Source organism: Levilactobacillus acidifarinae DSM 19394 = JCM 15949 (assembly GCF_001434835.1).
GTDB lineage: Bacteria > Bacillota > Bacilli > Lactobacillales > Lactobacillaceae > Levilactobacillus > Levilactobacillus acidifarinae.
Window position 1 is genome coordinate 14350 of sequence record NZ_AZDV01000002.1, and the last position, 24060, is coordinate 38409.

General features: G+C 52.7%; 25 protein-coding genes. 18 read left to right on the forward strand and 7 right to left on the reverse strand.

What is annotated here, in order from left to right; translation table 11 throughout:
- Window positions 1-16: 16 nt before the first annotated feature.
- Window positions 17-970: an aldo/keto reductase gene (locus FD25_RS00485; protein WP_057800635.1), complete on the reverse strand. Its 954-nt coding sequence runs from the start codon at window positions 968-970 to the stop codon at window positions 17-19.
- Between the two features lie 187 nt (window positions 971-1157).
- Between FD25_RS00485 and FD25_RS00490 the strand changes: the two genes are divergently transcribed.
- The 7 genes from FD25_RS00490 (at window position 1158) to FD25_RS00520 (ending at window position 9186) form a co-directional block, all read left to right on the forward strand.
- A complete protein-coding gene (locus FD25_RS00490) occupies window positions 1158-1913 on the forward strand; it encodes an ABC transporter ATP-binding protein (RefSeq protein WP_057800636.1) in 756 nt (251 codons plus the stop codon).
- Between the two features lie 13 nt (window positions 1914-1926).
- Entirely contained in the window at window positions 1927-3750 is a 1824-nt protein-coding gene (locus FD25_RS00495) for an FtsX-like permease family protein (RefSeq protein ID WP_057800637.1), read from the forward strand.
- A gap of 30 nt (window positions 3751-3780) precedes the next feature.
- Window positions 3781-4149, forward strand: a complete 369-nt coding sequence (locus FD25_RS00500; protein ID WP_057800638.1) for a GntR family transcriptional regulator — start codon at window positions 3781-3783, stop codon at window positions 4147-4149.
- A 130-nt stretch (window positions 4150-4279) separates the two neighbouring features.
- Window positions 4280-4684 (forward strand): iron-sulfur cluster biosynthesis family protein, encoded by a 405-nt coding sequence (locus FD25_RS00505; protein WP_057800639.1) that lies wholly within the window; start codon window positions 4280-4282, stop codon window positions 4682-4684.
- A 153-nt stretch (window positions 4685-4837) separates the two neighbouring features.
- Complete coding sequence (locus FD25_RS00510) at window positions 4838-6211, forward strand: collagen binding domain-containing protein (RefSeq protein WP_057800640.1); 1374 nt, start codon at window positions 4838-4840, stop codon at window positions 6209-6211.
- Window positions 6212-6376: 165 nt separating this feature from the next.
- Complete coding sequence (locus FD25_RS00515; RefSeq protein WP_057800641.1) at window positions 6377-7912, forward strand: multicopper oxidase family protein; 1536 nt, start codon at window positions 6377-6379, stop codon at window positions 7910-7912.
- A 587-nt stretch (window positions 7913-8499) separates the two neighbouring features.
- Window positions 8500-9186: a hypothetical protein gene (locus FD25_RS00520; RefSeq protein WP_057800642.1), complete on the forward strand. Its 687-nt coding sequence runs from the start codon at window positions 8500-8502 to the stop codon at window positions 9184-9186.
- Window positions 9187-9255: 69 nt separating this feature from the next.
- Here FD25_RS00520 and FD25_RS14365 read toward each other — a convergent pair whose 3' ends face one another.
- Together FD25_RS14365 and FD25_RS00525 are read right to left on the reverse strand one after the other, a co-directional pair.
- Window positions 9256-9381 carry a hypothetical protein gene (locus FD25_RS14365; RefSeq protein ID WP_263862337.1) on the reverse strand — a complete coding sequence of 42 codons (126 nt, stop codon included), beginning with the start codon at window positions 9379-9381 and terminating at the stop codon, window positions 9256-9258.
- 57 nt (window positions 9382-9438) lie between these two features.
- Window positions 9439-10335, reverse strand: coding sequence for a DMT family transporter (locus tag FD25_RS00525; RefSeq protein WP_057800643.1), 897 nt, complete (start codon window positions 10333-10335; stop codon window positions 9439-9441).
- 241 nt (window positions 10336-10576) lie between these two features.
- On the opposite strand from FD25_RS00525, the gene FD25_RS00530 reads away from it, so the two are divergent.
- The 4 genes from FD25_RS00530 to FD25_RS00545 all read left to right on the forward strand — a co-directional run bounded on the left by FD25_RS00530 (window position 10577) and on the right by FD25_RS00545 (window position 12542).
- On the forward strand, window positions 10577-11146 hold the full coding sequence (locus FD25_RS00530; protein ID WP_057800644.1) for a helix-turn-helix transcriptional regulator: 570 nt from the start codon (window positions 10577-10579) through the stop codon (window positions 11144-11146).
- Between the two features lie 78 nt (window positions 11147-11224).
- Window positions 11225-11704 (forward strand): hypothetical protein, encoded by a 480-nt coding sequence (locus FD25_RS00535; protein ID WP_057800645.1) that lies wholly within the window; start codon window positions 11225-11227, stop codon window positions 11702-11704.
- A gap of 118 nt (window positions 11705-11822) precedes the next feature.
- Window positions 11823-12011 carry a helix-turn-helix transcriptional regulator gene (locus tag FD25_RS00540; RefSeq protein WP_057800646.1) on the forward strand — a complete coding sequence of 63 codons (189 nt, stop codon included), beginning with the start codon at window positions 11823-11825 and terminating at the stop codon, window positions 12009-12011.
- Window positions 12012-12014: 3 nt separating this feature from the next.
- Window positions 12015-12542 carry a DUF3278 domain-containing protein gene (locus FD25_RS00545; RefSeq protein ID WP_057800647.1) on the forward strand — a complete coding sequence of 176 codons (528 nt, stop codon included), beginning with the start codon at window positions 12015-12017 and terminating at the stop codon, window positions 12540-12542.
- Window positions 12543-12629: 87 nt separating this feature from the next.
- On the opposite strand, the gene FD25_RS00550 is transcribed toward FD25_RS00545, so the two are convergent.
- Window positions 12630-13661, reverse strand: coding sequence for a YeiH family protein (locus FD25_RS00550; RefSeq protein WP_057800648.1), 1032 nt, complete (start codon window positions 13659-13661; stop codon window positions 12630-12632).
- A 113-nt stretch (window positions 13662-13774) separates the two neighbouring features.
- Between FD25_RS00550 and FD25_RS00555 the strand changes: the two genes are divergently transcribed.
- The 4 genes from FD25_RS00555 (at window position 13775) to FD25_RS00570 (ending at window position 19242) form a co-directional block, all read left to right on the forward strand.
- The gene (locus FD25_RS00555; RefSeq protein WP_057800649.1) at window positions 13775-14650 is read left to right on the forward strand and encodes a LysR family transcriptional regulator; all 876 of its coding nucleotides are present in this window, start codon (window positions 13775-13777) and stop codon (window positions 14648-14650) included.
- A gap of 105 nt (window positions 14651-14755) precedes the next feature.
- Entirely contained in the window at window positions 14756-15949 is a 1194-nt protein-coding gene (locus FD25_RS00560) for an MFS transporter (protein WP_057800650.1), read from the forward strand.
- Window positions 15950-16588: 639 nt separating this feature from the next.
- The gene (locus FD25_RS00565; RefSeq protein WP_057800651.1) at window positions 16589-17452 is read left to right on the forward strand and encodes an AraC family transcriptional regulator; all 864 of its coding nucleotides are present in this window, start codon (window positions 16589-16591) and stop codon (window positions 17450-17452) included.
- Between the two features lie 164 nt (window positions 17453-17616).
- The gene (locus tag FD25_RS00570; protein ID WP_057800677.1) at window positions 17617-19242 is read left to right on the forward strand and encodes an ABC-F family ATP-binding cassette domain-containing protein; all 1626 of its coding nucleotides are present in this window, start codon (window positions 17617-17619) and stop codon (window positions 19240-19242) included.
- 46 nt (window positions 19243-19288) lie between these two features.
- Here FD25_RS00570 and FD25_RS00575 read toward each other — a convergent pair whose 3' ends face one another.
- Window positions 19289-20116 (reverse strand): metallophosphoesterase, encoded by an 828-nt coding sequence (locus FD25_RS00575; protein ID WP_057800652.1) that lies wholly within the window; start codon window positions 20114-20116, stop codon window positions 19289-19291.
- A gap of 145 nt (window positions 20117-20261) precedes the next feature.
- On the opposite strand from FD25_RS00575, the gene FD25_RS00580 reads away from it, so the two are divergent.
- The gene (locus FD25_RS00580; RefSeq protein ID WP_225428571.1) at window positions 20262-20651 is read left to right on the forward strand and encodes a MerR family transcriptional regulator; all 390 of its coding nucleotides are present in this window, start codon (window positions 20262-20264) and stop codon (window positions 20649-20651) included.
- A 67-nt stretch (window positions 20652-20718) separates the two neighbouring features.
- Window positions 20719-21663 (forward strand): NADP-dependent oxidoreductase, encoded by a 945-nt coding sequence (locus FD25_RS00585; RefSeq protein WP_057800653.1) that lies wholly within the window; start codon window positions 20719-20721, stop codon window positions 21661-21663.
- 102 nt (window positions 21664-21765) lie between these two features.
- Here the strand turns inward: FD25_RS00585 and FD25_RS00590 are convergent, their stop codons facing one another.
- Together FD25_RS00590 and FD25_RS00595 are read right to left on the reverse strand one after the other, a co-directional pair.
- A complete protein-coding gene (locus tag FD25_RS00590) occupies window positions 21766-22524 on the reverse strand; it encodes an NADP-dependent (R)-specific alcohol dehydrogenase (protein WP_057800654.1) in 759 nt (252 codons plus the stop codon).
- 128 nt (window positions 22525-22652) lie between these two features.
- Window positions 22653-23591: a nucleoside hydrolase gene (locus FD25_RS00595; RefSeq protein ID WP_057800655.1), complete on the reverse strand. Its 939-nt coding sequence runs from the start codon at window positions 23589-23591 to the stop codon at window positions 22653-22655.
- 172 nt (window positions 23592-23763) lie between these two features.
- On the opposite strand from FD25_RS00595, the gene FD25_RS00600 reads away from it, so the two are divergent.
- On the forward strand, window positions 23764-23985 hold the full coding sequence (locus FD25_RS00600; RefSeq protein ID WP_057800656.1) for a hypothetical protein: 222 nt from the start codon (window positions 23764-23766) through the stop codon (window positions 23983-23985).
- Window positions 23986-24060 lie beyond the last annotated feature (75 nt).

Genomic DNA, 24060 nt, shown 5'->3' on the forward strand with positions numbered 1-24060 from the left:
TTTAGTTAACCATGATTTAAGGTAACGTGTTGCCCGCTGCAAAGTAGACGTTATACCATTCTTGCTTGGTCAACGTAACGTCCGCACCGGCTGCACTGTCGGCGATGTGGGCTGGATTCATAGTCCCCAGTAAGACTTGGATGTTAGCGGGGTGCCGTAAGATCCAGGCAATTACGATGCCGTTCTTGGAAACGCCGTACTTGTCGGCTAACTTTTGCAGTTCGTCGTTGAGTTTCTGGTATTTTGGATCGTTAATGATCATCCCGGCGAAGAGACCGTACTGGAACGGGGACCAGGCCTGAATGGTGACGTGATGACGCCGAGCGAATTCCAACATACCACCGTCATGATCCACAGACCACTTGTCTTCCATGTTGACGTGCATGCCGGCGTCAACCATGCCGGTATGGGCGGGGCCGAATTGGAGTTGATTGAACATCAGCTTCTGGTCAACGGCGTCTTGAACCATCAAATACTGTTGCACGTTAAAGTTGGAAACCCCAAAGTGACGAACCTTGCCCTCACGTTGTAACGTGTTAAAGGCGTCGGCCACCTCGTTAGGTTCCATTAACGGATCTGGCCGGTGTAGTAAGAAAGCGTCCAGATAATCAAGGCCCGTGCGAGACAGAATCCCGTCGACAGCATCAATCAAGTGTTGCTTGGAGAAGTCGTAGCGTTTGCCGAAGACCAGACCGTCGTGACTGCGGGCGGGGTCTAAGACGATGCCCCCCTTAGATTGAATGTAAAAGTCGTCGCGGGATAAGTTAGAGGCGGCTAAGGCTTCCTTGAACTTCTTCTCTGACGCACCGTCCCCGTAAATGTCGGCAGAGTCGATGTAGGTGATGCCCGCGTCGTGAGCAGCTTCCAAAGCCTTAGCGGCGTCGGCGACTGAAAGATCGGCCATGCGCATGATACCTAGGGCGACAGCAGAGGCCTGCCAATCAGTACCACCTAAGTTAAGTTGTTTCATGCTAAAAATCCTTCCTTTCTTGGTTCATTCAATACAAATTAAGTTTACACCCAAAGACTTAGTGACCCTAGTAATCGCACCTTCTAATCCTGGTTAGCAAAAATTACTTATTGACTTTTAGAATTTTGGCAGTATAGTTAATTACACAAGTAACTAACCAGTGAACTAACAAACGGGGGAATTTAAAATGACAAACGCAGTTGTGGACGTACACCACTTAGAAAAAACCTACGGAAAGGCTGGCGAACGGCCGTATACCGCTTTGAAGGACCTAAACTTCTCGGTTGCCGAGGGGGAATTTGTCGGCATCATGGGAGCGTCCGGGTCGGGGAAGACCACCTTACTGAACATGTTATCCACGTTGGATACGCCCACTAAAGGGGATGTAATCGTCAACGGTCACGACGTCACCAAGATGCGGAGCAACCAACTCTCCGACTTTCGGGCCCAAGAAGTCGGGTTTATTTTCCAGGACTTTAACCTATTAGAAAGCCTGACCGCTGAAGAAAACATTGGTTTACCACTGGCGCTACAGGGGACGGCCTCGAAGGTCATGGATCAAGCGATTCACGCGGTCGCGGAGACGCTGTCGATCACGGACCTGTTAAAGAAGTACCCGGCTCAACTTTCCGGTGGGCAGAAACAACGGGTCGCCGCCGCGCGGGCCATCGTTCACCAACCATCGATCCTGATGGGCGACGAACCAACCGGGGCGTTGGATTCAACCAGCGCGCGTGAGTTGTTAGACTTACTGACCACGATCAATCGCGATCAGCACATGTCCGTTTTATTAGTGACCCATGATCCGTTCTCCGCCAGCTTCTGCCAACGCATCCTGTTCATCAAGGACGGCCAGATCGGTTCCGAACTCAACCGGGGTGACCTGGACCGGAAGGACTTTTACCAACAGGTCTTGACTGAACTGGGGACGTTTAGCGAATAGGGGGACGGAAGAGATGTTAACGAAATTAGCTTTAGCCGGGGTGAAGAACCGGCGCCGGGATTACCTGGTCTTACTGGCCGGGCTGACCATGTCGGCGGCCATCTTCTACATGTTCGCCAACCTGGCGACCAACCAGGCCTTTATCAAGGCCAACGCCGTGATTAAATCTGCCAGCGTGGTCTTTGGCTTCGGGGCGGTCTTACTGGCGTTGATCACCATTGTCTACATTATGTACGCCAACTCGTTCTTGCTGAGCATGCGGCAGCACGATTACGGCCTATTCATGATGCTGGGGGCCAAACGTCGCCGGGTCGGCCAACTGGTCTTCTTGGAAACGTTAATCTTGGGGACCATTGCAACGGTCATCGGAATCGTTTTGGGGATTGTTGTCAGCAAGTTTCTGGTCGGTTTCTTACTCGACCAGTTGGGCCTACACCTGTCGCATTTGGCATCGTTTTACCTGCCAGCCATCCTGTTTACGGCGGTGCTGTACATCGGCCTGTTTATCCTAGCGTCATTGTTTAACCTGACGCGGCTGATGCGTACCACGGTCCAACAACTCTTACACGCCGACCAACAGGCGAACCAACCCAAGAGTCGCCCCCTCCGGCAATTCATCGGCGGTTTAGTGGGAATCGGCTTATTGGCGGTGGGGTACTGGGCCATGGCGGCCATCGAACACCTCCAAATGACGGCGATTCCGCTGGCGTTGGTCACGATTACCTTAGGGACCTACCTGTTGTTCCACGCGGCCGTGTTGGCCGTGATTCGGGGATTACGGCACACCAAGTGGGCTAAGAAACACTTAAACGGGTTCTTGATGGGCCAACTGAACTTCCGGGTGCACGATTACACGCGGATGTTGACCATCGTCTCGTTACTGTTTGCCATGGCGTTAGGGGCGATTACCGTGGGATCGGGTTATCACCGACAGATGCCGATGACCGCCGATTCTCTGGGTGCCTACACCGTGGCGGTGCATGACGCTAACGCTCATCAAAAGCACTTGATTAACCAACTGCACGTGGCTCATCAAGCCACCTACACGCAAAAGGTGCAGGGCAAGACCACTTACTACAACGCGGCCGAACTGAAGACTCAGCCGTTCCAACAGATCAAGAGTCTGCAGAGTAGTCCCAACGGCAAGCCCCAGTTCTATACGGAATCGCTGGCGAAGTTTAAAAAAGACGGGGTCACGCAACTGGACTTCATCATGTTGAACCCTAACAAGTTGGGCGACTTTGCGGCGCCGAAGATCGTGAGTGCGGCGGCCTTCAAACAACTTAAGGGGACCACGTACCGGGTCACCACGGTGCGCGTCAAGCACATGGCAGACGACATGGCGGTTTTGAAGCAGCTGGACCGCAGCGAGCAACACCGGTTTCCCCAGGCGTCGACTCAGTTAACTATCGGAACTTACCAATCGTTTGAAATGATGAACGGGATCTTCGGTGGGTTAGAATTTATCGGGTACTTCCTTGGGATTGCTTTCCTAGCGATGTTAGCGTCCTGCTTGATGTTCAAGATTTTATCCGGGGCACCTGGCGATTTACGGCGTTACACCATGTTGAACAAGATTGGCGTCCGGCGCGGGTTGATGCGCGCGAGCCTGGCGAAAGAAATTGGGATTTTATTCGCAATTCCTGGTATCATGGGAGTAATCGATGTCTTGTTCGGGTTACAGATGTTTAAGCCGTTGATGGCCAAGCCCATGAGCCCGTACCTGGGAATTGGGACCACCTTTGCCATCTTCATCGGGCTTTACGTCATCTACTACGTGATTACCTTGGGGTTATACCTTAATTTAGTGATGCCGCGTGAAGTCGTTCGGGATTAAGACGAGTTCAAAAAGAATGTGAGATAAGCCATGAGATTTAATTTTGATAGTCCAGAACCCATCTATTTACAAGTGGCCGAACAGGTTGAAGAAGCAATCTTCACGGGGGTCTATCAGGCGGGCGAACAAGTGCCTTCCACCACGGAAGTCTCTAAAGAATTTCACATCAACCCGGCAACCGTTCTCAAGGGCATCAATCAGCTGGTGACGGCGGGGATGATTGAGAAACGGCGGGGCGTGGGAATGTTCGTGACGGCCAACGCGGCGGAGATGATCCGCGAGAAGCGGCGGGCCCAGTTCTACGACCGGTACGTGAGTCGTTTTACCAGTGAGGCTAAAAAATTAAACTTATCGGAAACGGAAGTCGTGGCGCTGATTCAACGGGCGTATCAGGACTGACCGATAGGGACTTGCGGGGGAACCGTAAGTCCCTTTTTCTGTGAGCAGATGAGTTTACAAAACGGGGCAAACGGTGTATAAAATAATTGTACGCAATTTAATTGCAAGCAGAGAGAAAGAGGGACTTCACATGGACATCAAGATTAAAGACGCCGCGAAGGACTATTTGGCAGCACACGTGACGGCCGGCAGTATCTTATTGCTGGTGACCGACGACGGGTCTAACAAGTATTCGACCATCGGTGGGTCGTGTGCCATTGGGAATAAGTTCCAGCTGGTCGCATTAACGGCCGAAGATCCCGACTACCAATTAATCATTGAGAACAACGCTGGTTATCAGTTACGGACTAACCAAAACGATGCCATCTACCTGGGCAATGGCTTAAATCTCGACCGGGTTCACAACCAGTTAGTCTTAAAGGACGACAGCGGCATGCTGGATAGTGCGGTGGGGCTCATCACCTACACGGCCGAAGAGAAGTCTAAGTTGGATTTAAAGAAGGAAATGCAGACGTTGGGGACGCGAATTTGCTAACAGAATAGAAGTATTGACCGTCGATTGTGGAGTCAATCGGCGGCCTTTTTGTTGGTCGGACATGATTTGGCACGGGTTTGTGGGTTGCTATTGAAATGGGGGGACTTGCACGCGTATACTTAACCCCGAGAACAATTTTTAGGAGGGGATTTTTTGCGAAACGACCATCGTATCATCAAATGGCTAATCGCTTTGATGGGTTTACTGGTGTTGACCCTGTGTGGCCACGCACCGCTGGCCCAAGCGGCCACAATCGACGGTAGCCCGTACGTCACGTCTGCCAAGGTCATCAATGGTCCGGACTTTAAGGTAGCGGACACCATCAACGTGGACTATCACTTAGAATTTGGCAACACCGCTCTACATAGTGGCGACAAGGTTACGATACCGTTGCCTGACAATTTAAAATCGTCTAAGACCGACACCTTCGACGTGACGGGGCCCGACGGTAAGACCGTGATCGGGACCGGGAGCGTCGTTAAGGGTGAACATAGCATTGAAGTGACCCTGAATGATAAGGTGGAGAACCTCGACAATAAGGTCTTGGACCTGAAGATTGCCACCAAATATGCGGGAACCGATTATGGGGAACAGGCCGTGAACTTCCCGAACAACCACCCCGATAAAATCAACATTGTCGAAAACCTGGCTAACCTTTCCAAGAAGGGTGAAATTCAGGATAACGATACCGTGCGTTGGACGGTCTTGGTCAACCGGCGGAACCTTAAAATGAAGAATCTGAAGGTGGAAGACACCATCGGGGCTAACCAGACCATGATTCACGACGTCACGGTCTCCCCGGCTTACTGGGTCACCAACACGTCTTACAAACGTGAAACCCCAGCGTTAAGTGCGGACCAGTATACCGTGGATTACACCAGCGATGGCTTTACCTTGAAATTTAAGGACACCATCGACCGGATGTACGCCATCGACTACTACACTAAGGTCGATGATCCGTCCGTGATCCACGACGGTTACGTCTTCACCAACCAGGCGACGATGACCTGGGGGGGTGGCACGTCGGGAACGCCAAACTCCGAACAGGCCAACGGGAAAGTTTCCACGTCCAGCAGTAATTCCGGTTCTGGGAACGGAAACAACGTTGGCAACGAAGATAAGGATGGTAACGAGGACAAGGACGGCGATGGGGACATCGACGAAAATGGGAACATCGACATTGTTGATCCCGGAACGGGAACCGGGGTCGATGACGTCGATACCGGGACCGAAACGCCGGCAGAGGAAGCGGTCCGTGAAAAGGAAGCAGCCGCTAAGGAAGCCGCAACCAAGCAGCCAACTAAGCCCACAACGAGCAAAACAACCACGGCCAAGAAGGCCGCAGCTAAGCCAATCACGAAGGCCAACCATGCCAAGCCAGTCGTGGCAACGCAAACCAAGACTAAAACGGTACGGCGGAACGCGAAGTTGCCGCAAACCAACGACCAAACCAGTCTCGTCGCTATTGCGGGTTTGAGTCTGTTAGCCGCGGTAACGGCGGTAACCGTTATTCGGCCTCATTTCTAAACTAATTTAAGATTGACGAAAAGTCCGACCACAGGTGTCGGACTTTTTTTAGTCGTCGGAGAAATCGCTCGCATAAAAAAACGGTTACACCGCCGTTTCGAAATTGCGTTATTATTAAAGTGGAACACGAGTCAATAGATCTGAGGAAGGGGCGTCTAGAACCACATGACTAAACCAATTTATACCGATTATTTCTTTGACGAACCAGCGTACAACACCCACGATGGGGGCTACGTGCCGTTGGAGGTCGCTGATGCACCCGAGATGGCGTTACGGATTCCACCACTGTTGAAACCCGATAAGGAAACGGCGACGGATACTTATTACACGGTCGAGGCCCAAGCCGGCGAAACGCAACTGTTACCCGGTAAGAAGACCAAGACCTGGGGGTACAACACCTCCCTTCTGAGTCAAACCTTGGTATTTGCCAAGGGGAAGACCATGCACATTGATTTGAAGAACAGTTTACCCGAACTCACCACGTTCCACTGGCACGGATTAAACGTTCCCGGGCCGTACACCGATGGGGGCTGTCATGCACCCGTCTATCCGGGGGAAACGAAGCACATCGACTTCACGGTCGACCAACCCGCCGCGACGCTATGGCTCCACGCCCACCCGTGTCCATCAACGGCCGAACAGGTCTGGCACGGTCTGGCCGGCATGGTGCTGGTGACCGACGACCAAGAAGCGGAGTTGCCGTTTCCACGAAACTACGGGGTCGACGACATTCCGTTGGTCTTACAGGATCGGCGCTTCCACGAAGATAACCAGTGGGATTACAATCAAGATTACGATCCCGATGGGGTCCAAGGCCCCACGGCGATGATCAACGGGACCATCAACCCGTACTTTGACGTTACCACCCAACGGTTACGGCTCCGAATTCTGGACGGTGCGAACCGGCGTGAATGGCGGTTACACTTTAGTAACGACCTGCCATTCACTCAGGTGGCGTCTGACGGGGGTGTGATGCCGGAACCCGTTAAATTTACCCACCTGATGTTGACCTGTGCGGAACGAGCCGAAATCATCGTGGACTTTGGCAGTGTCAAGCCGGGCGAAACGGTCACGTTGTACTCCGATGATACGCCATTGGTTAAGTTCCGGATTCACGACTACCAACGCGAAGACGTGACGTTGCCTGACCACTTGGTCGACATTCCCGACCCAGAAGTCACGCCCAACATGCCCGTACGCAAGGTCGTTATGGACGGGATGGACGAATACGTGATGATCGACGGGAAGAAGTTCAACATGCAACGGATCGACGCTCGCCAACAGGTTGGTAACGTCGAACTTTGGGACGTGAAGAACAATAACAAGACCGATAGTGGAATGGTTCACCCGTTCCACATGCACGGGACCCAATTCTTAGTGGTTTCCCGTAACGGCAAGGCCCCGTACCCCAACGAACGCGGGTACAAGGACACGGTTGGGGTCAACCCGGGTGAAACGGTCCGCATCAAGGTGCGGTTCGATAAGCCGGGGGTCTTCATGTACCACTGTCACATCATCGAACACGAAGATGGTGGGATGATGGCCCAGATTGAGGCTTACGATCCAGCACATCCCAAGACGTACAAATTAATGGATATGGACACGTTGATGAACGCATTCGCTAAGGAAAGGGGTATCGACGTCAAGGACCTTCATCTGGCCGGAATGAGTTCGTATGATAAGATGGGAATGAAAATGTAGCAGAGTGCGACGAAGGGCGATTAGTCAGTGAGCATTAACGTCGATTAGCCGATTATCCTGGGCTTGGATAATTGGCTAATCGGGGTTAGGCGGAGCTGGCTGCCCGTCAGGAGCACGTTTCGGAGGCCGCAAATAGCGCTAATTTGAAAATGATTAGCCTGGTTTTGACTAATTGCTAAAATGGGGTTAAGCGGAATCCGTTGCCCCTGATAAGCACGTTTCAGTTAGAGTGCGTCAAGGAACGCTTAGCCGGTGAGCATTAACGTCATAACGGGAATTAGCCCGTGCTTGGCTAATTCCCGTTATGGGGTTAAGCGGAGCCGGTTGTTCCTTGTAAGCACGTTTCGGAGGCCGCAAATAGCGCTAACCCAAGAATAAAACGCGCTAATCTCTATTCGGAAGTTAGTGATTAAACACGGCTTTCCACCCATTCAATCCAAATAACAACCAAAAGCAGCTTTCAACCGCAAGAATTTCGCCGGTTGGAGGCTGTTTTAGCGTTCGGATAAGGACCCGTAAGATATAATAGAATTAATAGGAAATGGTGTTGGACAGAGTCAATGATCAACGGAAGGACGGTCTCGTGAATGGATGCGAAAGCTAGTTACCCGCAGGGGCATTATCATATTAGTCAGTTTGATCAGCAGCAGTTATTGATTCGAAACCAAGTTAGTTTGGTGACGTCGTTATTACGGTTGACGGACTCCGAGACGCCGTTTAACCAGATTAACGCCTTTTTAAAGGGGACGGTGACCAACCGGAAATTAAGCGACGTCACGGTCCAACGCCTACTAAATTTACGAACGGCCGTGGCCTTTATCACCGGCTCACCGGAAGGCTTCGAACTCTTGACGGTTAGTCACATCAACGACTTAGTGACCGCCGGTGTCGGGTTAGGCGGGGGCGAGCTGCGGCAAATGTCGGTAGTGACCAGGGGCGGCCAGACGATTAAACTACCGCTACCCGAACAAGTTGCCGTTCAAAAAGATTTATTGGATCTGCGGCTCAACCACAGTGATTATACCGACCGGGCGTTACAGACGGTGGCCTACGTGTTGCATAAGCAACTGTTCAGTGATGGTAACTTGGAGACGGCCTTCTTGGTTGGCAATCAGGTCCTGGCTAAACGGGGCGCGGGGGTGTTGTTGGTCGCGGAAGAGCAACAAATGCCTTTCCAGCAAGCTCTGCGGGACTTTTACCGTAACGCCGATGCGGAAACGTTTTGTCGCTGGTTATACGCCAACGCCATCGTAGGGCCGGAAGAGCTCCGTTAACGACTAGTCACCTAACTACCAAAGAAGCGCCCGGGACTTTTGCTCCTGGGCGCTTCTTTGGTAGAAAGTTTATTTGCGTTTAAGTAGTTTACGAACCAGAAAAATTAAGCCGACGATAATGGCAATTTGAATCAAGAAAACGGCAACGTAATAGAGGCTGTCAAACAGATCAAAGGCCGTTAACACGTTAAGCATGCTGGATCTCCTCCCTAACCCGATTGATTAAGACACTAAACGAGTTAGAGGAAGTTGTCAACGTGAATTTGGCACGGATTGGGGAAGGTTGATGAGGAGAATGGCGACAATGGTGAGCACGATTCCTAAAAATTGAATCGGGCAAAAGGAGACGTTCAGGCACAACACGGACAGCACGGTGGCGGTCAGAGGTTCGAGGGTACCCAGCATGCTGACAACTGCCGGATCGAGGCCGTTTAAACTCTCCACGTAAAAGGCGTAAGCCAGGAGGGTCCCCACGACGACGATGCCCGCAACTAGGAGAAAATCCAGGCCGTCGAACCCAGCGGGCATGGCGGTGAGGGGCGTCAGACAGTTTGCGGCGACCCCACCGATGAACAGGCCCCAGCCGGTCACCGTTAGCGAGTTATTTTGTTCGAGAAGCGGACAGGGAATCAGCGTGTAGGCGACAATCCCGAAGGCCGAGGCCACACCCCACACGAAGGCGGGTGTCGGGACCACCAGCGACGTGAGCTTGCCCCCGGTCACTAGTAGCAAAATACCAATTAAGGAAAGGCCAACGGCACCGATGTCGAGCCACCGGGGTAAGCGCCGTTTAGCGATGGCGACCAAGAGGATTAGAATGGCGGGCCCCAGCGATTGTAGAATCGTAGCGACCGCGGCGTTGCCGTAGTAAAGCGACAGCAGAAAGGTTGATTGGGCGAAACACACGCCCAGGACGCCAAAGGCGATAACCAGGCCGGCGGAGCGCCACGACCGCCAGATTTTAAAAATGGGTTGGCGGGTAATCAGCAGGTAGGCGAGTAATAGCAGGCCGGAGAAAAACATGCGCGCGGAGACCAGCCAACCCGGAGAGACGGCGATGCGAGCAAACAGGATACTGGAGAGCACGCCACTGATCCCAAAGAAGATGGCCCCGGTACCGGCCAGAACGGCAGCAAATTTTTTAGTCATGGGGCATCCTCCATTCTCAATCTGATAATTTATTATAACAAATTATCAAGCGTAATGAAACCGCTAACACTAGGTGCTAATTTATCCAAGCTACGAACGACTTAAATCCTCAATCCACGAGGGCCTAAGTGATCGAACGGCCGGATAGTCGGGGCTGTTTTTAGTTGGGAAAAGGGGAAAGCCTTGGTATGCTTAACCTAAAGCGATGATGGTTAAGGGTTAATGTTTTAGGGGAGGTCTCATGGAGTTACCACGACAACTCACACAGATTCGCCAATTTCGGGGCTATTCGGTGGTCCAACTGGCGGAAAAATTACGGGTCCCACCAACCCTGGTGGAAACCTGGGAAGCGGGAAATCGCTATCCTAGTCTGCAAGCCATATTGGGCCTGAGTCGGATCCTTAACGTTCCGGTCAGTCGGTTGGTACAGGCGGATCTCGGCCGGATGCGGCAGCAGCTGCGGGGAAAGAATCCCCATCAGGATACGGACCTATTGCTCGCGTTGAGCCTGTTTTTTGGGTTCTCGTGGGTCCCGGTCCTGTTGGTGTGGCGCCACTGGCCGTGGGTGTTTGGGGTGCCGCTAAGTCTCTGGCTGGGTGTGATGGGACTGGTGTGGCATTTGGACGACCGCGCCCACCGCAGTGACCGGCAACACTACCGAGAAATTTTGGGTTACGTCGCCGGTCAGGACGTTGCGACCTTGTGGCGTCAACGCTTACGCTACCGTGAGCGTTGGGTCGTTGCGGGGAGTTATGCGTTGTTACTGGTGGTGTTAGGGGTGCTGGGCGGCCTAATAGTTAATCAGCAATAAGTATAGACATCAATTATGTCAGTTGTTATGCTGGCTAGCGGACAGGGGAACTTAAATTTAAGTAAATGGGGAGTTTGAATGCATCAGATTAATTTAACGCTTGTTTTAATCAAGTATTTTAACGGGGTTGAAGACGAACACTTTGAACCCACGCAGGTCGCACGGTTTAATCAGGCCGCCAGTAATAGCCTAATCCTATTATTAGGGCTATTCGGTCTGGGAACTTTAGGATTGACGGCGGAGTCGCGGGCAATTAACAATTGGACGATGGTAGGCATGGGGATGGTCATCAGTATCCTGCTTTTATGGCTTCGACACCTGACGCATCAGCTGGGGTTTCGGGAATTACGGACAACTCGGCACGACTATGCGGCCCGCATCCGACGGTTACGGCGCCGAGCTTGTGGGTTAGGTGGTGGGCTGGCCCTGATCCTTTGGGGAAGTATGTCACGGGTCGGTGATTGGCGGATAACGCTAGGACTTAGCGCCGTTATTGCGGTCTTAATGACCGTTGATACTTACCAGACCTGGCGAGACCACTTAACGATTATCGATTGAGCCGCGACGATGTGGCTCTTTTTTTAACGGCTTGGTGTCATATATAGTTGACACGACTTGAAGGCGCAGGTAAACTAAAGATGTCAATTATAAGTGACATTTCGAAAGGTGGCGGGTCATGAACCACGTCAAAGAGTATCGGCAGCAACGGGGGCTGTCGCAGTTGAAGTTGGCGCAAGCCGTGGGGGTGGCGCGCCAGACCATTAACTTAATTGAAAACGATAAATACAACCCGTCGCTCAAGCTTTGCCTGGGGTTGGCCAAAACGTTGGGAACGGATTTAAATAGTTTATTCTGGGAGGAATGACGGATGGGGAAATCAAGTTTATACGTGCGGCTGGTCAAGCGCTTCTACGGTATCGACGACGTGCTGGATGAGTACAAACTGCAACAAATCAATCATTTAGGTAATGTGATGTTTCTATGGCTCATGGGGTATCTGATGATCGGTAACTTAGCCCTGATGGTGGCCATCGTGAAGGCGCCCGCCGAACAGGTCCTGACCATTGCCATTTTTGTGAACCTGTTGGTAGTAGCCAGCGTAATCGGCGTGCTGATCGGGGTCACCCGGAAACTTAAGTTGGACGATGTCGAAGTGGCCGCGGCCGACCTCCCGCAACGAGTGAAACGGTTGCGGTGGCGGGCTGTGGGCGCGGGCTTCTACTTCTTTTGTTGGATGTTGTTGATTCAGAGCCTGTTGGATTGGTGGGTCGACGGAACGAGTTTGGCGGCCACTTTTACCTCACTGGGATTCTATGGCACCGGTCTAGGTGGGGGTGTGTTCTTTGGCGTCTGGATGTACGTGGTCTGGCGGTTACACCTGAAGATTGTGGATTAACTGGAAGAAACGAAAACTGCAGAAATTAGTGTGATCAAAAAGGACGCGACCGAATTAACGGGTCACGTCCTTTTTAAAATACTGAAATTAGAAGAAAATCTTGCTGGCAATCGTAACCCCGGTCATCAAGACCACGGAAGCTAAGGTTGCGGCGAGAAACGGCCGAGCGCCCCGGTGCGCGATGACCTTAAAGTTTACGCTCATCCCCAGAGCGGCCATGGCCATCCCCAAGAAGATGTAGGCCAACTTGACCAGTCCAGCCACGACGGCGTCCCCCAAGGGGATAAAGGTGCCGATGACACTGGTCAGGATGAACCCGGCCATGAACCACGGAATCGGCAGCTTGGCGTTGGCGTCCGTGTTGGCTTGCGGCGCGGTCTTTTGGTACCACAGTCCGATGATCACGGCGGCGGGGGCTAACAGCAGCACCCGTGACAGCTTGGTGATGATGGCGGTATCCAGACTGACCGGACCGCCGGCACTCCCGGCAGCGACCGCGTGGGCGATTTCGTGCAGCGAGCCCCCGGTCATGACCCCGAATTGAACGGCGGTCAGGTGCAACAGTGGCTTTAAGCCGATTTCAATCAGGGTAAAGACGGTTCCTAAGATGGCCACGATGGCCACGGCCAGGACTTCGTTTTCCCGTTGTTGTTCGGCCTTTTCGGCGGGCACCTTAATCTGCGGGGAAACGCCCATGACGGCGGCGGCCCCACAGATGCTGGTCCCGGTGGCGGTTAGGATGGCCAGATCCTTTTCGACCCCCATCTTGCGGCTCAAGTTGTAGGTCAGTAAGATCATCCCGGTAACCACGACGGCGGCTAAGGTGATGGTCTTGACCCCGGCGCTGGCCAGTTGAATTAAGTTCAATTTGAATCCTAATAAAATAATGCCTAAACGCAGGAACTTATTGGAAATGAAGCCAACTCCGGCGAGGTTGGGCGTGACCAGTTGTGGCCGTACCTGACAGGCCATCCCTAAGAGTAGGGCGATGACCAAGGCCCCCACGAGGTTTAAGTACGGCAACTGGGCCAGTTCGCTCCCAGCGACGGCACAGAGTAACGTAATCACGGCGGCCCCCCAGAATGGCCGCGACGCTAAGGTCGTTCGAATTTCTAACATCAGCAATTTTCTCCTCTCAAATCGATAAGTTGAGTATACCGGAGTGGTATCATAAGATAAAATTGTTATTTCTGATGTTTCCATAAATCTAGCTAATGATGAGGTGTTTTCATATGTTTGATCAACGGTATCAAACCTTTCGGGTGCTGGTGGCGACGAAGTCCTACACGCGGACCGCTGAGGAATTATTTATCACCCAACCGGCCGTTTCCCAACAAATTAAGAGTTTAGAGGCCGAGGTGGGGGTGCCGCTCGTCCACTACCAGCGGCCCTATCTGACCATCACCCCGGCGGGTCAGCAACTGGCCGCGTTCATTCAGCGGACCCAGGCCCAATCGACTAAATTACTGAACGACTTGCGTCAACCGGGGCAGCAACGCCAACTGACCTTTAGTACCACGTTATCGATCAGCGAATTTCTGGCGCCTCAGCTGGTCCGAGTTCTTCAACGGCAGGGTAGTTACCGGCAGATCAATTGCCAGATCACCAACACCCAAACGGCACTGCGGGCCTTGCAAACGGGGACCAGCGACTTTGCCTTGATTGAAGGAAATTTTGAAAAGCACGCGTTCGATTACCAAGTCATTCGTCATGAGCCCTTCGTGGGGATCGTGAGTGCGACCTCCCCGTTGGCGCAACTTTCTCGGGTGACCTGGGCTGACCTCACCAACTACCCGTTGATCATTCGGGAGGGCGGGTCAGGAAGCCGGGATATTTTGTTGCATTTGGCCCAGGCAGCGAACGTCAGTCTGGCGGACTTCCCTCAGGTGATTACGGTGAATCATCCGGCGGCAATTCGCCAATTGCTACTGGCCAACGTGGGAGTGAGCTTCGTGTATCGGTCGGTGGTGCAGACCGAACTGGCGGCGGGGCAATTGGTCGAGTTACCCTTGGCGTCCGGCCGGCTAGAACATGATTTGGATTTGGTCTACGTCAAGGACAGCTTCTTTGCGGCGGACTACGCGCGACTTGCGGCCCAATTACGGTAAGGGCCTTCACTAGTTTGTTAAGTAAGCTTATTATTAGACAATTAATATTAAACCCTGTAGAATAGCAATATTGTTCTAAATTTTGCCGAAAAGGGGTGGAGCCACGTGACGAAGAAGACGAAACGGGCCATTTTTATTTTAATTTTTAGTGAATTCCTAGTGTGTTTGGGAATAAGTTTAGTGATACCGGTGATGCCGTTCATAAAAACGCAATTGCATCTCAGTGCCACTGACATGGGGATTATGAACGCCTTGTTTGCCTTCGCGCAGTTCGTGGCTTCCCCGTTAATTGGCCGGCTGTCCGATTGCATCGGTCGAAAGCCGGTCTTAACGGCCGGGTTATTTCTTTACATGGTTTCCGAAGTCCTGTTCGCGTTGACCAACCACTTGTGGGTCTTTAACGTGTCGCGGGTCATCGGGGGCCTTTCCGCCGCGATGGTGGTACCGACCGCCATGGCCTTAGCCGCCGATATCACCACCAAGCAACAACGGGCGCGGGTGATCGGCTGGTTGTCCGCCGCCTTTAGTGGGGGCCTGATTTTGGGCCCCGGTATCGGGGGCATCTTGGCCGGCGTGAGTTACAAGACGCCATTTTGGGTGGCCGGGGCGCTGGGTCTCTTGAGTGCCATCGTGTTGATTACCCTACTGCCGAACGACGCCGAACACGAACAACCGGTGGAACCGGCAGCGACGACGGCACCAGCCAATCACCCGATGAGTCGGGCATTTTGGACGGTGCCCATCATCATCCTGTTTACCATGATTCTGGTCTCGTCGTTTGGGCTGCAAGGTTTCGAAAGCATCTACAGTATTTACGTCAACGAAGTCTTTAACTTCAGCCTCAGTAACATTGCGTTGGTCCTGACGTTAAACGGATTGATTTCGTTATTCTTCCAGGTCGCGTTATTCGACGGTATCGTGAGTCGGTGGGGCGAACGGCGGTTGATTCGGCTGTGCTTCTTTTTGGCGGCCGTTTCAACCATCTGGATCACCCAGGCGCACAGCAAGTTAGAAGTGATGATTGCCACGCTGATTATCTTCACGGCGTTTGACCTGTTGCGGCCAGCCATCACCACCTTACTGACCAAGGCGAGTGAATCCAACCAGGGCCTGATCAACGGGTTAAACATGTCGTTGACCAGTATCGGCAACATTGCCGGACCCATCATGTCGGGGATGTTACTCGACATGAACACCCACTACCCGTACATCGTGGTGGCGGGCTTCCTGATCATCTCGTACCTGATGGCGTTCCTACTCCGACGGCCCCAAACGGCCCAGCCGGTGGAACAAAACTAAACTGATTAAGTTTTAAGGGACCTTCGCCAATGGTGAGGGTCCCTTTTTTAGGAGTTTAGGACTGGTTGCAACGGCCATCCTTGACCGGATCGTTCAGCGGACTGACCGTTTAATCGGTGGGTGGATAGGGGGAAGGACGAACCGAATTTACCCAAAAATAAATCAGCTAACCATGCGGATTAGCTGATTTCCCCTAAGCAGATGACCATGATTGATTCAGTTAAGTGTTTGGGTCAACCGGATTGTTCCTCCCCCAAGGTACGAACGGTTAGCCTAAACGTGAGTTGGAAAGGATTCACCAAACCGGAGCTTGCCTTCCCCCAAAGGCAACTTCCGGACTAGTCAAATCATCGTTGAGTCGGAAACCTCCCCCAAGTTTTCCGGTGGCGATGGGTAAACGTGGTAGAATTCTTAAGCACTGTGACGTTTGGAATTCCCTTTAACGTTTATGACCCCATTATAGGCAAACTGTCACATTTATATAATCCCGTAATTTACTTATTGGATTACTAAAATTAACCACCTGACGGCCGGCTGCGTTATACTATTGTCGATGATAGGAATCGTTTGAATCGTAAAAAATAGAGAAGCTGTAAACGGTCTGCGGATCGTTACACACAAAAGAAACGGGGAACTGAGATGCCACGGCCGTATCATGAACGTTTAAACTTTGCGATGGAATTACCCCTCCGGATAATTTTACACGGAACGGGGGGACCGAAGAACGTCTTGCCGCACTGGCACCAGGCCGTTGAACTGACTTACGTTTATCGGGGAACGCCCGGCGATGTGCACATTGGGGGGTCCACGTTTGCGATGCAGGCCCAGCACCTGTACGTGATCAATGCCGAAGTGGTCCACAGTTTCGAGTCGGTACTAGATGAAGACAATCAGGTGGCGACGTTACTCCTCCCAGCGGTGTGGTTACGTAACCTGGTCGATAGCGACCAACTTCCGGTCTGGGGACCGTTGGACCTGGATTTGACCACGCCGAAGTACCACGATTTACAGACCGTGGTGCAGGCACTGGTCGCCAGTGCCCAAAACGAGTCATCGGCGCGTTCCCAGTACCTGATCGATCTGGGGATGGCCTACCGGTTAGTAGGAGAATTGATCAAGAAGCTGACGGTCAACGGGCAGATCCTAAACGATCAACGCCCGTTACCCCACCCGTTGCGCCAAGCGGTTAACGAGATTCAGGAAAATTACGCCAGTTCGGTCTCCATTGCCGATTTGGCGGCACAATTGAGTTATTCGAGTGTGTACTTTTCTCGGTACTTCAAGGCTTACATGGGCATCTCACCCAAGGCCTACCTGGGACAGGTGCGACTCGAACGGGCGACCGAACTGCTGATGACGTCGCAGGAGTCGATTCAAGAGATTGCCCGGCAGACGGGGTTTCGAACGGAGAAAAACTTCTTTGTGACCTTTAAGCAACGGTTCGACATGACGCCTAAGACCTACCGGGAACGGTACGCCGCCCGGCAAGACTGGCAGGGGTAATTTTTATAGATTGGAACCGTCTTCACGAGGGACTAACGTTGCGGACCCCGCATTTTTATGGTAAACTAACGCAAATTAACCACGACTTTTCAGAAAAACAGCGTGGACGCGCAAACGTCGCGTTGTTTTTTCTTGTCAAAATTCAAACCATGGAGGATTGTTCTATGCTCACTGTTTCCAACGTTAGTATGCAGTTTTCAGGTCGCAAGCTTTACAGCGACGTGAACTTAAAATTTACGCCCGGTAACTGTTACGGGGTCATTGGCGCCAACGGGGCCGGTAAATCAACGCTTTTGAAGATCATGGAAGGCCGCTTACAGCCCACGACGGGAACGGTCAGCATGGGACCCAACGAGCGGATGTCGAGCTTAAACCAAGATCACTTTGCCTTCGAAGACAGCGTGGTCCTAGACACCGTGATCCGGGGTCATCAGAAGTTGTACGACATCATGACCGAAAAGAACGCGTTGTACCTGAAGCCCGATTTCAGCGACGAAGACGGGATTCGCGCCGCCGAATTAGAAGGCGAATTTGGTGAAATGGGTGGTTGGGAAGCCGAATCCGAAGCCGCCCAACTTCTCCAAAACCTGGGGATCGACGACAGCCTGTACGGCAGCTTGATGAGTGACCTGACCGAACCACAAAAGGTGAAGGTCTTATTAGGACAAGCCCTGTTCGGTCATCCCGACGTGTTACTCCTCGACGAACCGACCAACGGGTTGGACGTTCAATCCATTAGCTGGTTGGAAGGCTTCTTAGCCGACTACGAAAACACGGTCATCGTGGTTTCCCATGACCGGCACTTCTTGAACCAGGTCTGCACGCATATGTGTGACGTGGACTTCAACAAGATCACGGTCTTCGTCGGGAACTACGACTTCTGGCTGGAATCCAGTCAATTAGCCGCGCAATTGAAGGCCAACGCCAACGCCAAGAAGGCCGACCAAATCAAGGAACTTCAAGAGTTTATCGCCCGGTTTAGCGCCAACGCCTCGAAGTCTAAGCAGGCCACGTCACGGAAGAAGCAACTGGACAAGATTACCTTAGACGACATTCAACCGTCCTCCCGGAAGTACCCGTATATCAAGTTCGTGCCCGAGCGCGAACTGGGGAACGACTTGGTACGGGTGGAACACCTGACCAAGGTGATCGACGGCGTGACGCTGTTTGACGACCTGAGCTTTACTTTACGGCCCGGGGAAAAGACCGCGTTTGTCAGTCAAAATGACTTAACGACCACCACGTTGATGCAGATCTTAGGCGGTAACCTGGAACCGGATAGTGGGACCGTCACTTGGGGGCAGACCACTAGTCGGACCTACCTGCCGAAGAACGTTAACGAGTTCTTCGCTGCCGATGACATGACGGTTCTGGACTGGTTACGGCAATACGCCGCGAAGGAAGAAAGCGACAACACCTTCCTGCGCGGTTTCTTAGGGAAGATGCTGTTCTCCGGTGAAGACGTGACCCGGACGGTCAACGTCTTATCCGGGGGCGAAAAGGTGCGCGCCATGCTCTCCAAGATGATGTTGAGTAAGGCCAACGTCTTGGTCTTAGACGACCCGACCAACCACTTGGATTTGGAATCGATCACGGCGTTAAACGATAGCTTGGTGGCCTTCCCGGGCAGCATGCTGTTCACGTCGCATGACCACGAGTTCATCCAAACGATTGCCGATCGAATCATTGCGGTTGGTCCGAACGGTTTAGTTGACCGGGCGGACACCAGCTACGACGAATTCTTAGGCCACGCCCAGGTCCAAGAACAGGTGACGAAACTTTACGCATAAAGTTAAACAGCTTCGATCCGCCCTTACGGCGTGATCGGAGCTGCTTTTAGTTACGGATCATTTTTTCGGTGACGCGTTGGTTACCGTCATACAGGTGGCCCTTGATGGCCCGTTTTTCCTGGACAAATTGACCGGTCGCGGTTAACGTCAGCGCCGAAATACCGCCGTCAAAGTGTTTGGACCGGCTACCGGCGTTGATGAGGTAGCGCGGCACGTCGTGGGCGTTCGCCTGCATCTTGAGGTAGCCCACCCCGGTGCCCGTGAGCTTTTGAACGGGGGTGTGGCCGGTAATGATGATCTTACCGAGCTGGTTGGCGTGCCACTTGTCCTTGGTCGTGTTTTGGTAAAAGTAAGGTCCCCGAATATCGAGCAGGTCTTCGGGTCGTTGCCGGTCCAAGGCCCGGTGCCAGTTCAATCCGGCGTGCACGGCAAAAAGGTGCGCGTTTTCCCAGGTCAACGGGAGATTCGCGAGGAATTCGGTATATTTACGCAAGGGCTTGCGGTTTAAGGCGGCGGCCACCGCCGCTAATTTAGTGGCGTGAATCCCGAGCTGATCGGCGAGTTGGTGGCCACTCTTGTGCTGCCAGAGGAGGTAATCGTCGGCGTTTTGACGGGCGGTTTCGACCCAAAGCTCGTCATGGTTTCCCAATAACGCGACGTCCCCGCGGGCCACCCGCGCCATCAAGATATCCAAGACACCGAGGGGGTCTAGCCGGTTGGTTTCGGTATGGTCGCTAAAGCGGCGTTTGGCTTGGCCGTCGATGTAGTCCCCCACAAAGATAATTTGATTTTTCCGAATCACGGGGTCGCGTAACAGGGCGCGTAAATCGTCGGCCGCCGAGTGGATGTCGCCGACAAAGGTGATTTTAGTCAACGTTAGTCGCTCCTTTCTTACTTTATTGATTATACGCGCGGTTGCGAGGACTGCCAACATTTAATTTAGGGTGACCAAAATTAGGCGGTTGACCTATCCAATTATCGGCAAAACGGGTATACTCACGGGGACGAAACCAGAAAGGGTGAGCACTATCGAGACGTTTCAAATTCCCACGACCCAGACCAGCTTTGCAACCAAGGAAGTCACCGCCATTACCGGGATGACCAAGGACGCGCTACGTTATTACGAGCGGTTGGGTCTTTTGGGCGCCGTTCCGCGGGATCGTAACCATTATCGTCAATATTCGCCACAGAATCTGGAACGGTTGCAGTTTGTTCAAATTTTCAAACGGTTGGGCCTGGACCTAAATTTGTTAGCCGGGACGGATCTGAACGTCACACCCGCCCGCAAAGCCCAGGACTTACGGCAGTACCAACAAACGGTGCGCCAGGAGATGGCCCACTTGACCGAAATTGACGCCTTTTTGCAACGTAAGATTGACTATTTTGATGAGTTAACACCTAAAGCGTGAAAAAAGGCTTGCTATGGTGTGAACACTATAGTTTAGACTAGGGTCATCTTGAAAGAAGGTCCTTTATTTGAAAACCATTGCGATTAACCAATACGGTCCAGCGACCGAATTTAACTTACTAGAATTACCTAAACCAACGCCCACGGCCGATGAGGTCTTGGTCGAGATCCACGCCTTTAGCATCAATCCCATGGACGTGGCCGGCCGGCAGGGTCAATTAGGTGCACCGTTTACCGATCAGTGGTCCTTCCCGTTGGTTCTCGGCTGGGACTTTGCCGGGGTGGTTGCCCAAGTTGGCGCCCACGTCACGAACTTTGCGTTGGGTGATCGGGTTTTCGGCGCGATTGCCAGCGCGCACGCGGCCACTAACGGGACGTACGGTGAATTTGTCGCGGCGGGTACGGAAGAATTAGCAAAAATTCCAGCCGGCTTGTCGTTTGATCAGGCGGCGGCCTTGCCCATTGGAGGCATGACGGCTTACTACGGCATGACGCACAGTCTCGACCTCCAACCAGGCCAGAAGGTGCTGGTTCAAGGTGGCGCGGGCGGCGTTGGCCTCTTTGCCGTGCAAATCGCGAAGGCCTTAGGGGCTTACGTGGCGACGACGGCCAGTGCCAACCACCGGGAACTATTGATGCAGCTAGGGGTCGACCAGGTGATCGATTACCACGAGACCTCACCAGCGGCCGTCTTACACGATTTCGACGCCGTCTTTGATACGGTCGGCGACATTGAAACCGGGTTAAAGGTCTTGAAGTCGGACGGTAAGCTCAGTACGATTGCGGGGCAACCAACTCCTGCACAACAACACGATCAAAATAAGCAGGTGGCCTTTCAATTTACGCAGGGGAGTGCTGCGGACTTGGCAGCGCTGGCTGACCTGGTGGTCACGGGACAGGTTCAGTTGACCCTGACTACGTTGCCGTTCAGTGCGGCCAGCGTTACTCAGGCTCACCAAACCATTGAAGGTCATCATACGACCGGTAAACAGGTCATTCACGTTAAAGACTAACCGCTAAAGGCAACAAAAAGCCCCCAGACGCAAGCACACGTCTGAGGGCTTTTGTGGTTTTTGTTAATTATGATCTAGTTGACTAGTGGGAACCGGTCGCGGTTATTGGGCGGTGTAACCACCGTCGACCACGAATTCGGCACCGGTGGCAAACTTGGATTCGTTGGAAGCCAAGTAGACACAGATGTAGGCGATATCGTTGGGTTCACCGATGTGGCCCATTGGCGTCTTGGTCCGGGCAGACATCGCTGCTTCGGCGCCTGGTAAGTCATCCACTAACGGTGTCTTGATGTATCCGGGGTGCACGGTGTTGACCCGCACGTCGTAGTCCTTCAAGGCGCAGTCGAGCGCAGCGGACTTGGACATGATCCGAACGGCCCCCTTAGAGGCATTGTAGGCCCCTAAGTTCGGATCGCCGATGAAGCCTTCGATGGAGGACATGTTGATAATGGAAGCGCCCAGATGTTTGTTCTTCATCCGTTGAATCCCTAACCGGGTACCGAAGAAGACGGCGTCCAGGTTAACGGCAAGTTGTTTCTTCCATTCGTCCGTCGTTGTGTTTTCGATACTCTTGTTGACGGCCATCCCGGCGTTGTTGACCACCGTGGTAACGGGGCCAAAGGCCTTTTCCGTTGCGTCAAAGAGGTCGATCCAACCCTGTTCATCGGTCGCATCGTGGTGGAAGAATTGAATGACATCTGGTCCGCCAATGCCCTTAGCGGCTTTTTCCCCAACGTCACTGTGCCGTCCGGTGATCATCACCTTGGCACCTTCTTCAACGAATTTATCAGCAATCGCTAATCCAATGCCTAAAGTTCCGCCCGTAACAATGGCAACTTTTCCGTCTAATCGATGGCTCATATCATCAACCTCCATAAATTCTCTGATAGTTTGTTAGTAAGTTCACAAAAACATTGTAAACCACTTATCGGGGAAGTGCAACCCATTTAGCTTATTTTTTCACAAGTCGAAATAGGGGCTTGTGAAGGTTAGTCAGCCAACTTGGCTAACGCATCGATGCGGGCAAAGAACCCATCGTGGTCCACCTGAGTCACCAGGGTGAGGGGCCGCCCGTCCGTCACTTTAAACGTGCGCCCTTGGCCGGGACCCGTGGTTAAAACGTCACTGGTCACTTCTTTGGTGGTCACGATGGCTGGCGTGTCACTGGCTACCGTGGTCAAGACGTCCCACAAGAAGTAGGTTGAGTTAGTTTCAAAGTGTTCCAATGGTGGGACTAACGCGTAACCTTGACCGATGAAGTCGAGGGCCGGGTGTTGGCGTAACGTGGCCCAGTGTTGCCGAATGGCGGGCGTCAGTGGCACCTGACGGGTACTTTCGAGGCCGACCATTTGAATGGCGATATCGCTGTCCCAGACGGTTTTAACGGCCTGAGGATCCCAGTAGGCGTTCCATTCGACCGTGCCGTCTTGTTCGGGTTCGGCCACGTTCCCGCGGCCATCGAAGGTGCCGCCCATCCAGTAGAGCTTGTCGATCTTAGCGGTGATGGTGGGGTCCACTTCCAGTGCTCGGGCTAGGTCGGTCAAGGGGCCGGTCATCACTAGCGTAGTTTTACCGGGCGTGGCCTGGACCTTATCGATCAAGTCGAGGTGCGCGGGTTTAGAAGCGACGGGGGTCTTGACGGTCCCACTTTCGTTTAAGATGGGGAACGCGTCGAGGCTAAAGGCGTCGAGACGCCATTCCTTAGGAAACGGGTGCACGCCCCGGGAATTGGAGGCCGCCACGTTGAGGATGGTGCCGTGGCCGAAGCGGTCGATAATTTTACGACTGGCGGAAACGGCTGGTTCCAGGTAGGAGTCCGCGCCCACCACGCCGACTCCGGTCAGGTGCACATCGGGCATTTGCAATAAAAGTAACAGTGAAACCAAATCGTCGACGCTACCGTCATGGTTAAAATAGACATTCCGCATAGTAAATTCTCTCCCTTTTATTACGAACATTATAATCAATTATGCCTTTGATAGTTCTTATAATACGGGGAGAGCTGGTAAATTGCAAGTCCTGACGTTGGGACTTTAGGGCAACGTTAAGCCAGCTTTGTTAGACTGGTCATTAGTTTAGCGAATAGAAAGGCGGTTTACCATGCAACCAATTCAAAATCAACGACCTAAAAAGTGGCTGGCCGTACTCGTAGCGGGGATCATCCTCTTCGTTGGCGGTGGCGGGACCGGTTATATGCTGGGGCAACAACAAGCCAAGGCCCAACAGACGCAACAGATGAAAAAGGCACCCAAGGGACTGGGCGGCAAGGGACCGAGTGGTCAACCTAGCGGCGCACCAAGTCAGAGCAGTAGCAGTAATTAACGAACATTCTTGATTTTTAAACGGCTTTGATCATCATTAAAATACTAATTAAGCAAGTTGAAGTTGGAATCGAAG

What these genes read in the sequence shown, in the direction of transcription:
- FD25_RS00485 (WP_057800635.1), bottom strand. Translation starts at nt 970, where the DNA reads ATGAAACAACTTAACTTAGGTGGTACTGATTGGCAGGCCTCTGCTGTC.
- FD25_RS00490 (WP_057800636.1), top strand. Translation starts at nt 1,158, where the DNA reads ATGACAAACGCAGTTGTGGACGTACACCACTTAGAAAAAACCTACGGA.
- FD25_RS00495 (WP_057800637.1), top strand. Translation starts at nt 1,927, where the DNA reads ATGTTAACGAAATTAGCTTTAGCCGGGGTGAAGAACCGGCGCCGGGAT.
- FD25_RS00500 (WP_057800638.1), top strand. Translation starts at nt 3,781, where the DNA reads ATGAGATTTAATTTTGATAGTCCAGAACCCATCTATTTACAAGTGGCC.
- FD25_RS00505 (WP_057800639.1), top strand. Translation starts at nt 4,280, where the DNA reads ATGGACATCAAGATTAAAGACGCCGCGAAGGACTATTTGGCAGCACAC.
- FD25_RS00515 (WP_057800641.1), top strand. Translation starts at nt 6,377, where the DNA reads ATGACTAAACCAATTTATACCGATTATTTCTTTGACGAACCAGCGTAC.
- FD25_RS00520 (WP_057800642.1), top strand. Translation starts at nt 8,500, where the DNA reads ATGGATGCGAAAGCTAGTTACCCGCAGGGGCATTATCATATTAGTCAG.
- FD25_RS14365 (WP_263862337.1), bottom strand. Translation starts at nt 9,381, where the DNA reads ATGCTTAACGTGTTAACGGCCTTTGATCTGTTTGACAGCCTCTATTAC.
- FD25_RS00525 (WP_057800643.1), bottom strand. Translation starts at nt 10,335, where the DNA reads ATGACTAAAAAATTTGCTGCCGTTCTGGCCGGTACCGGGGCCATCTTC.
- FD25_RS00530 (WP_057800644.1), top strand. Translation starts at nt 10,577, where the DNA reads ATGGAGTTACCACGACAACTCACACAGATTCGCCAATTTCGGGGCTAT.
- FD25_RS00535 (WP_057800645.1), top strand. Translation starts at nt 11,225, where the DNA reads ATGCATCAGATTAATTTAACGCTTGTTTTAATCAAGTATTTTAACGGG.
- FD25_RS00540 (WP_057800646.1), top strand. Translation starts at nt 11,823, where the DNA reads ATGAACCACGTCAAAGAGTATCGGCAGCAACGGGGGCTGTCGCAGTTG.
- FD25_RS00545 (WP_057800647.1), top strand. Translation starts at nt 12,015, where the DNA reads ATGGGGAAATCAAGTTTATACGTGCGGCTGGTCAAGCGCTTCTACGGT.
- FD25_RS00550 (WP_057800648.1), bottom strand. Translation starts at nt 13,661, where the DNA reads ATGTTAGAAATTCGAACGACCTTAGCGTCGCGGCCATTCTGGGGGGCC.
- FD25_RS00555 (WP_057800649.1), top strand. Translation starts at nt 13,775, where the DNA reads ATGTTTGATCAACGGTATCAAACCTTTCGGGTGCTGGTGGCGACGAAG.
- FD25_RS00565 (WP_057800651.1), top strand. Translation starts at nt 16,589, where the DNA reads ATGCCACGGCCGTATCATGAACGTTTAAACTTTGCGATGGAATTACCC.
- FD25_RS00570 (WP_057800677.1), top strand. Translation starts at nt 17,617, where the DNA reads ATGCTCACTGTTTCCAACGTTAGTATGCAGTTTTCAGGTCGCAAGCTT.
- FD25_RS00590 (WP_057800654.1), bottom strand. Translation starts at nt 22,524, where the DNA reads ATGAGCCATCGATTAGACGGAAAAGTTGCCATTGTTACGGGCGGAACT.
- FD25_RS00595 (WP_057800655.1), bottom strand. Translation starts at nt 23,591, where the DNA reads ATGCGGAATGTCTATTTTAACCATGACGGTAGCGTCGACGATTTGGTT.
- FD25_RS00600 (WP_057800656.1), top strand. Translation starts at nt 23,764, where the DNA reads ATGCAACCAATTCAAAATCAACGACCTAAAAAGTGGCTGGCCGTACTC.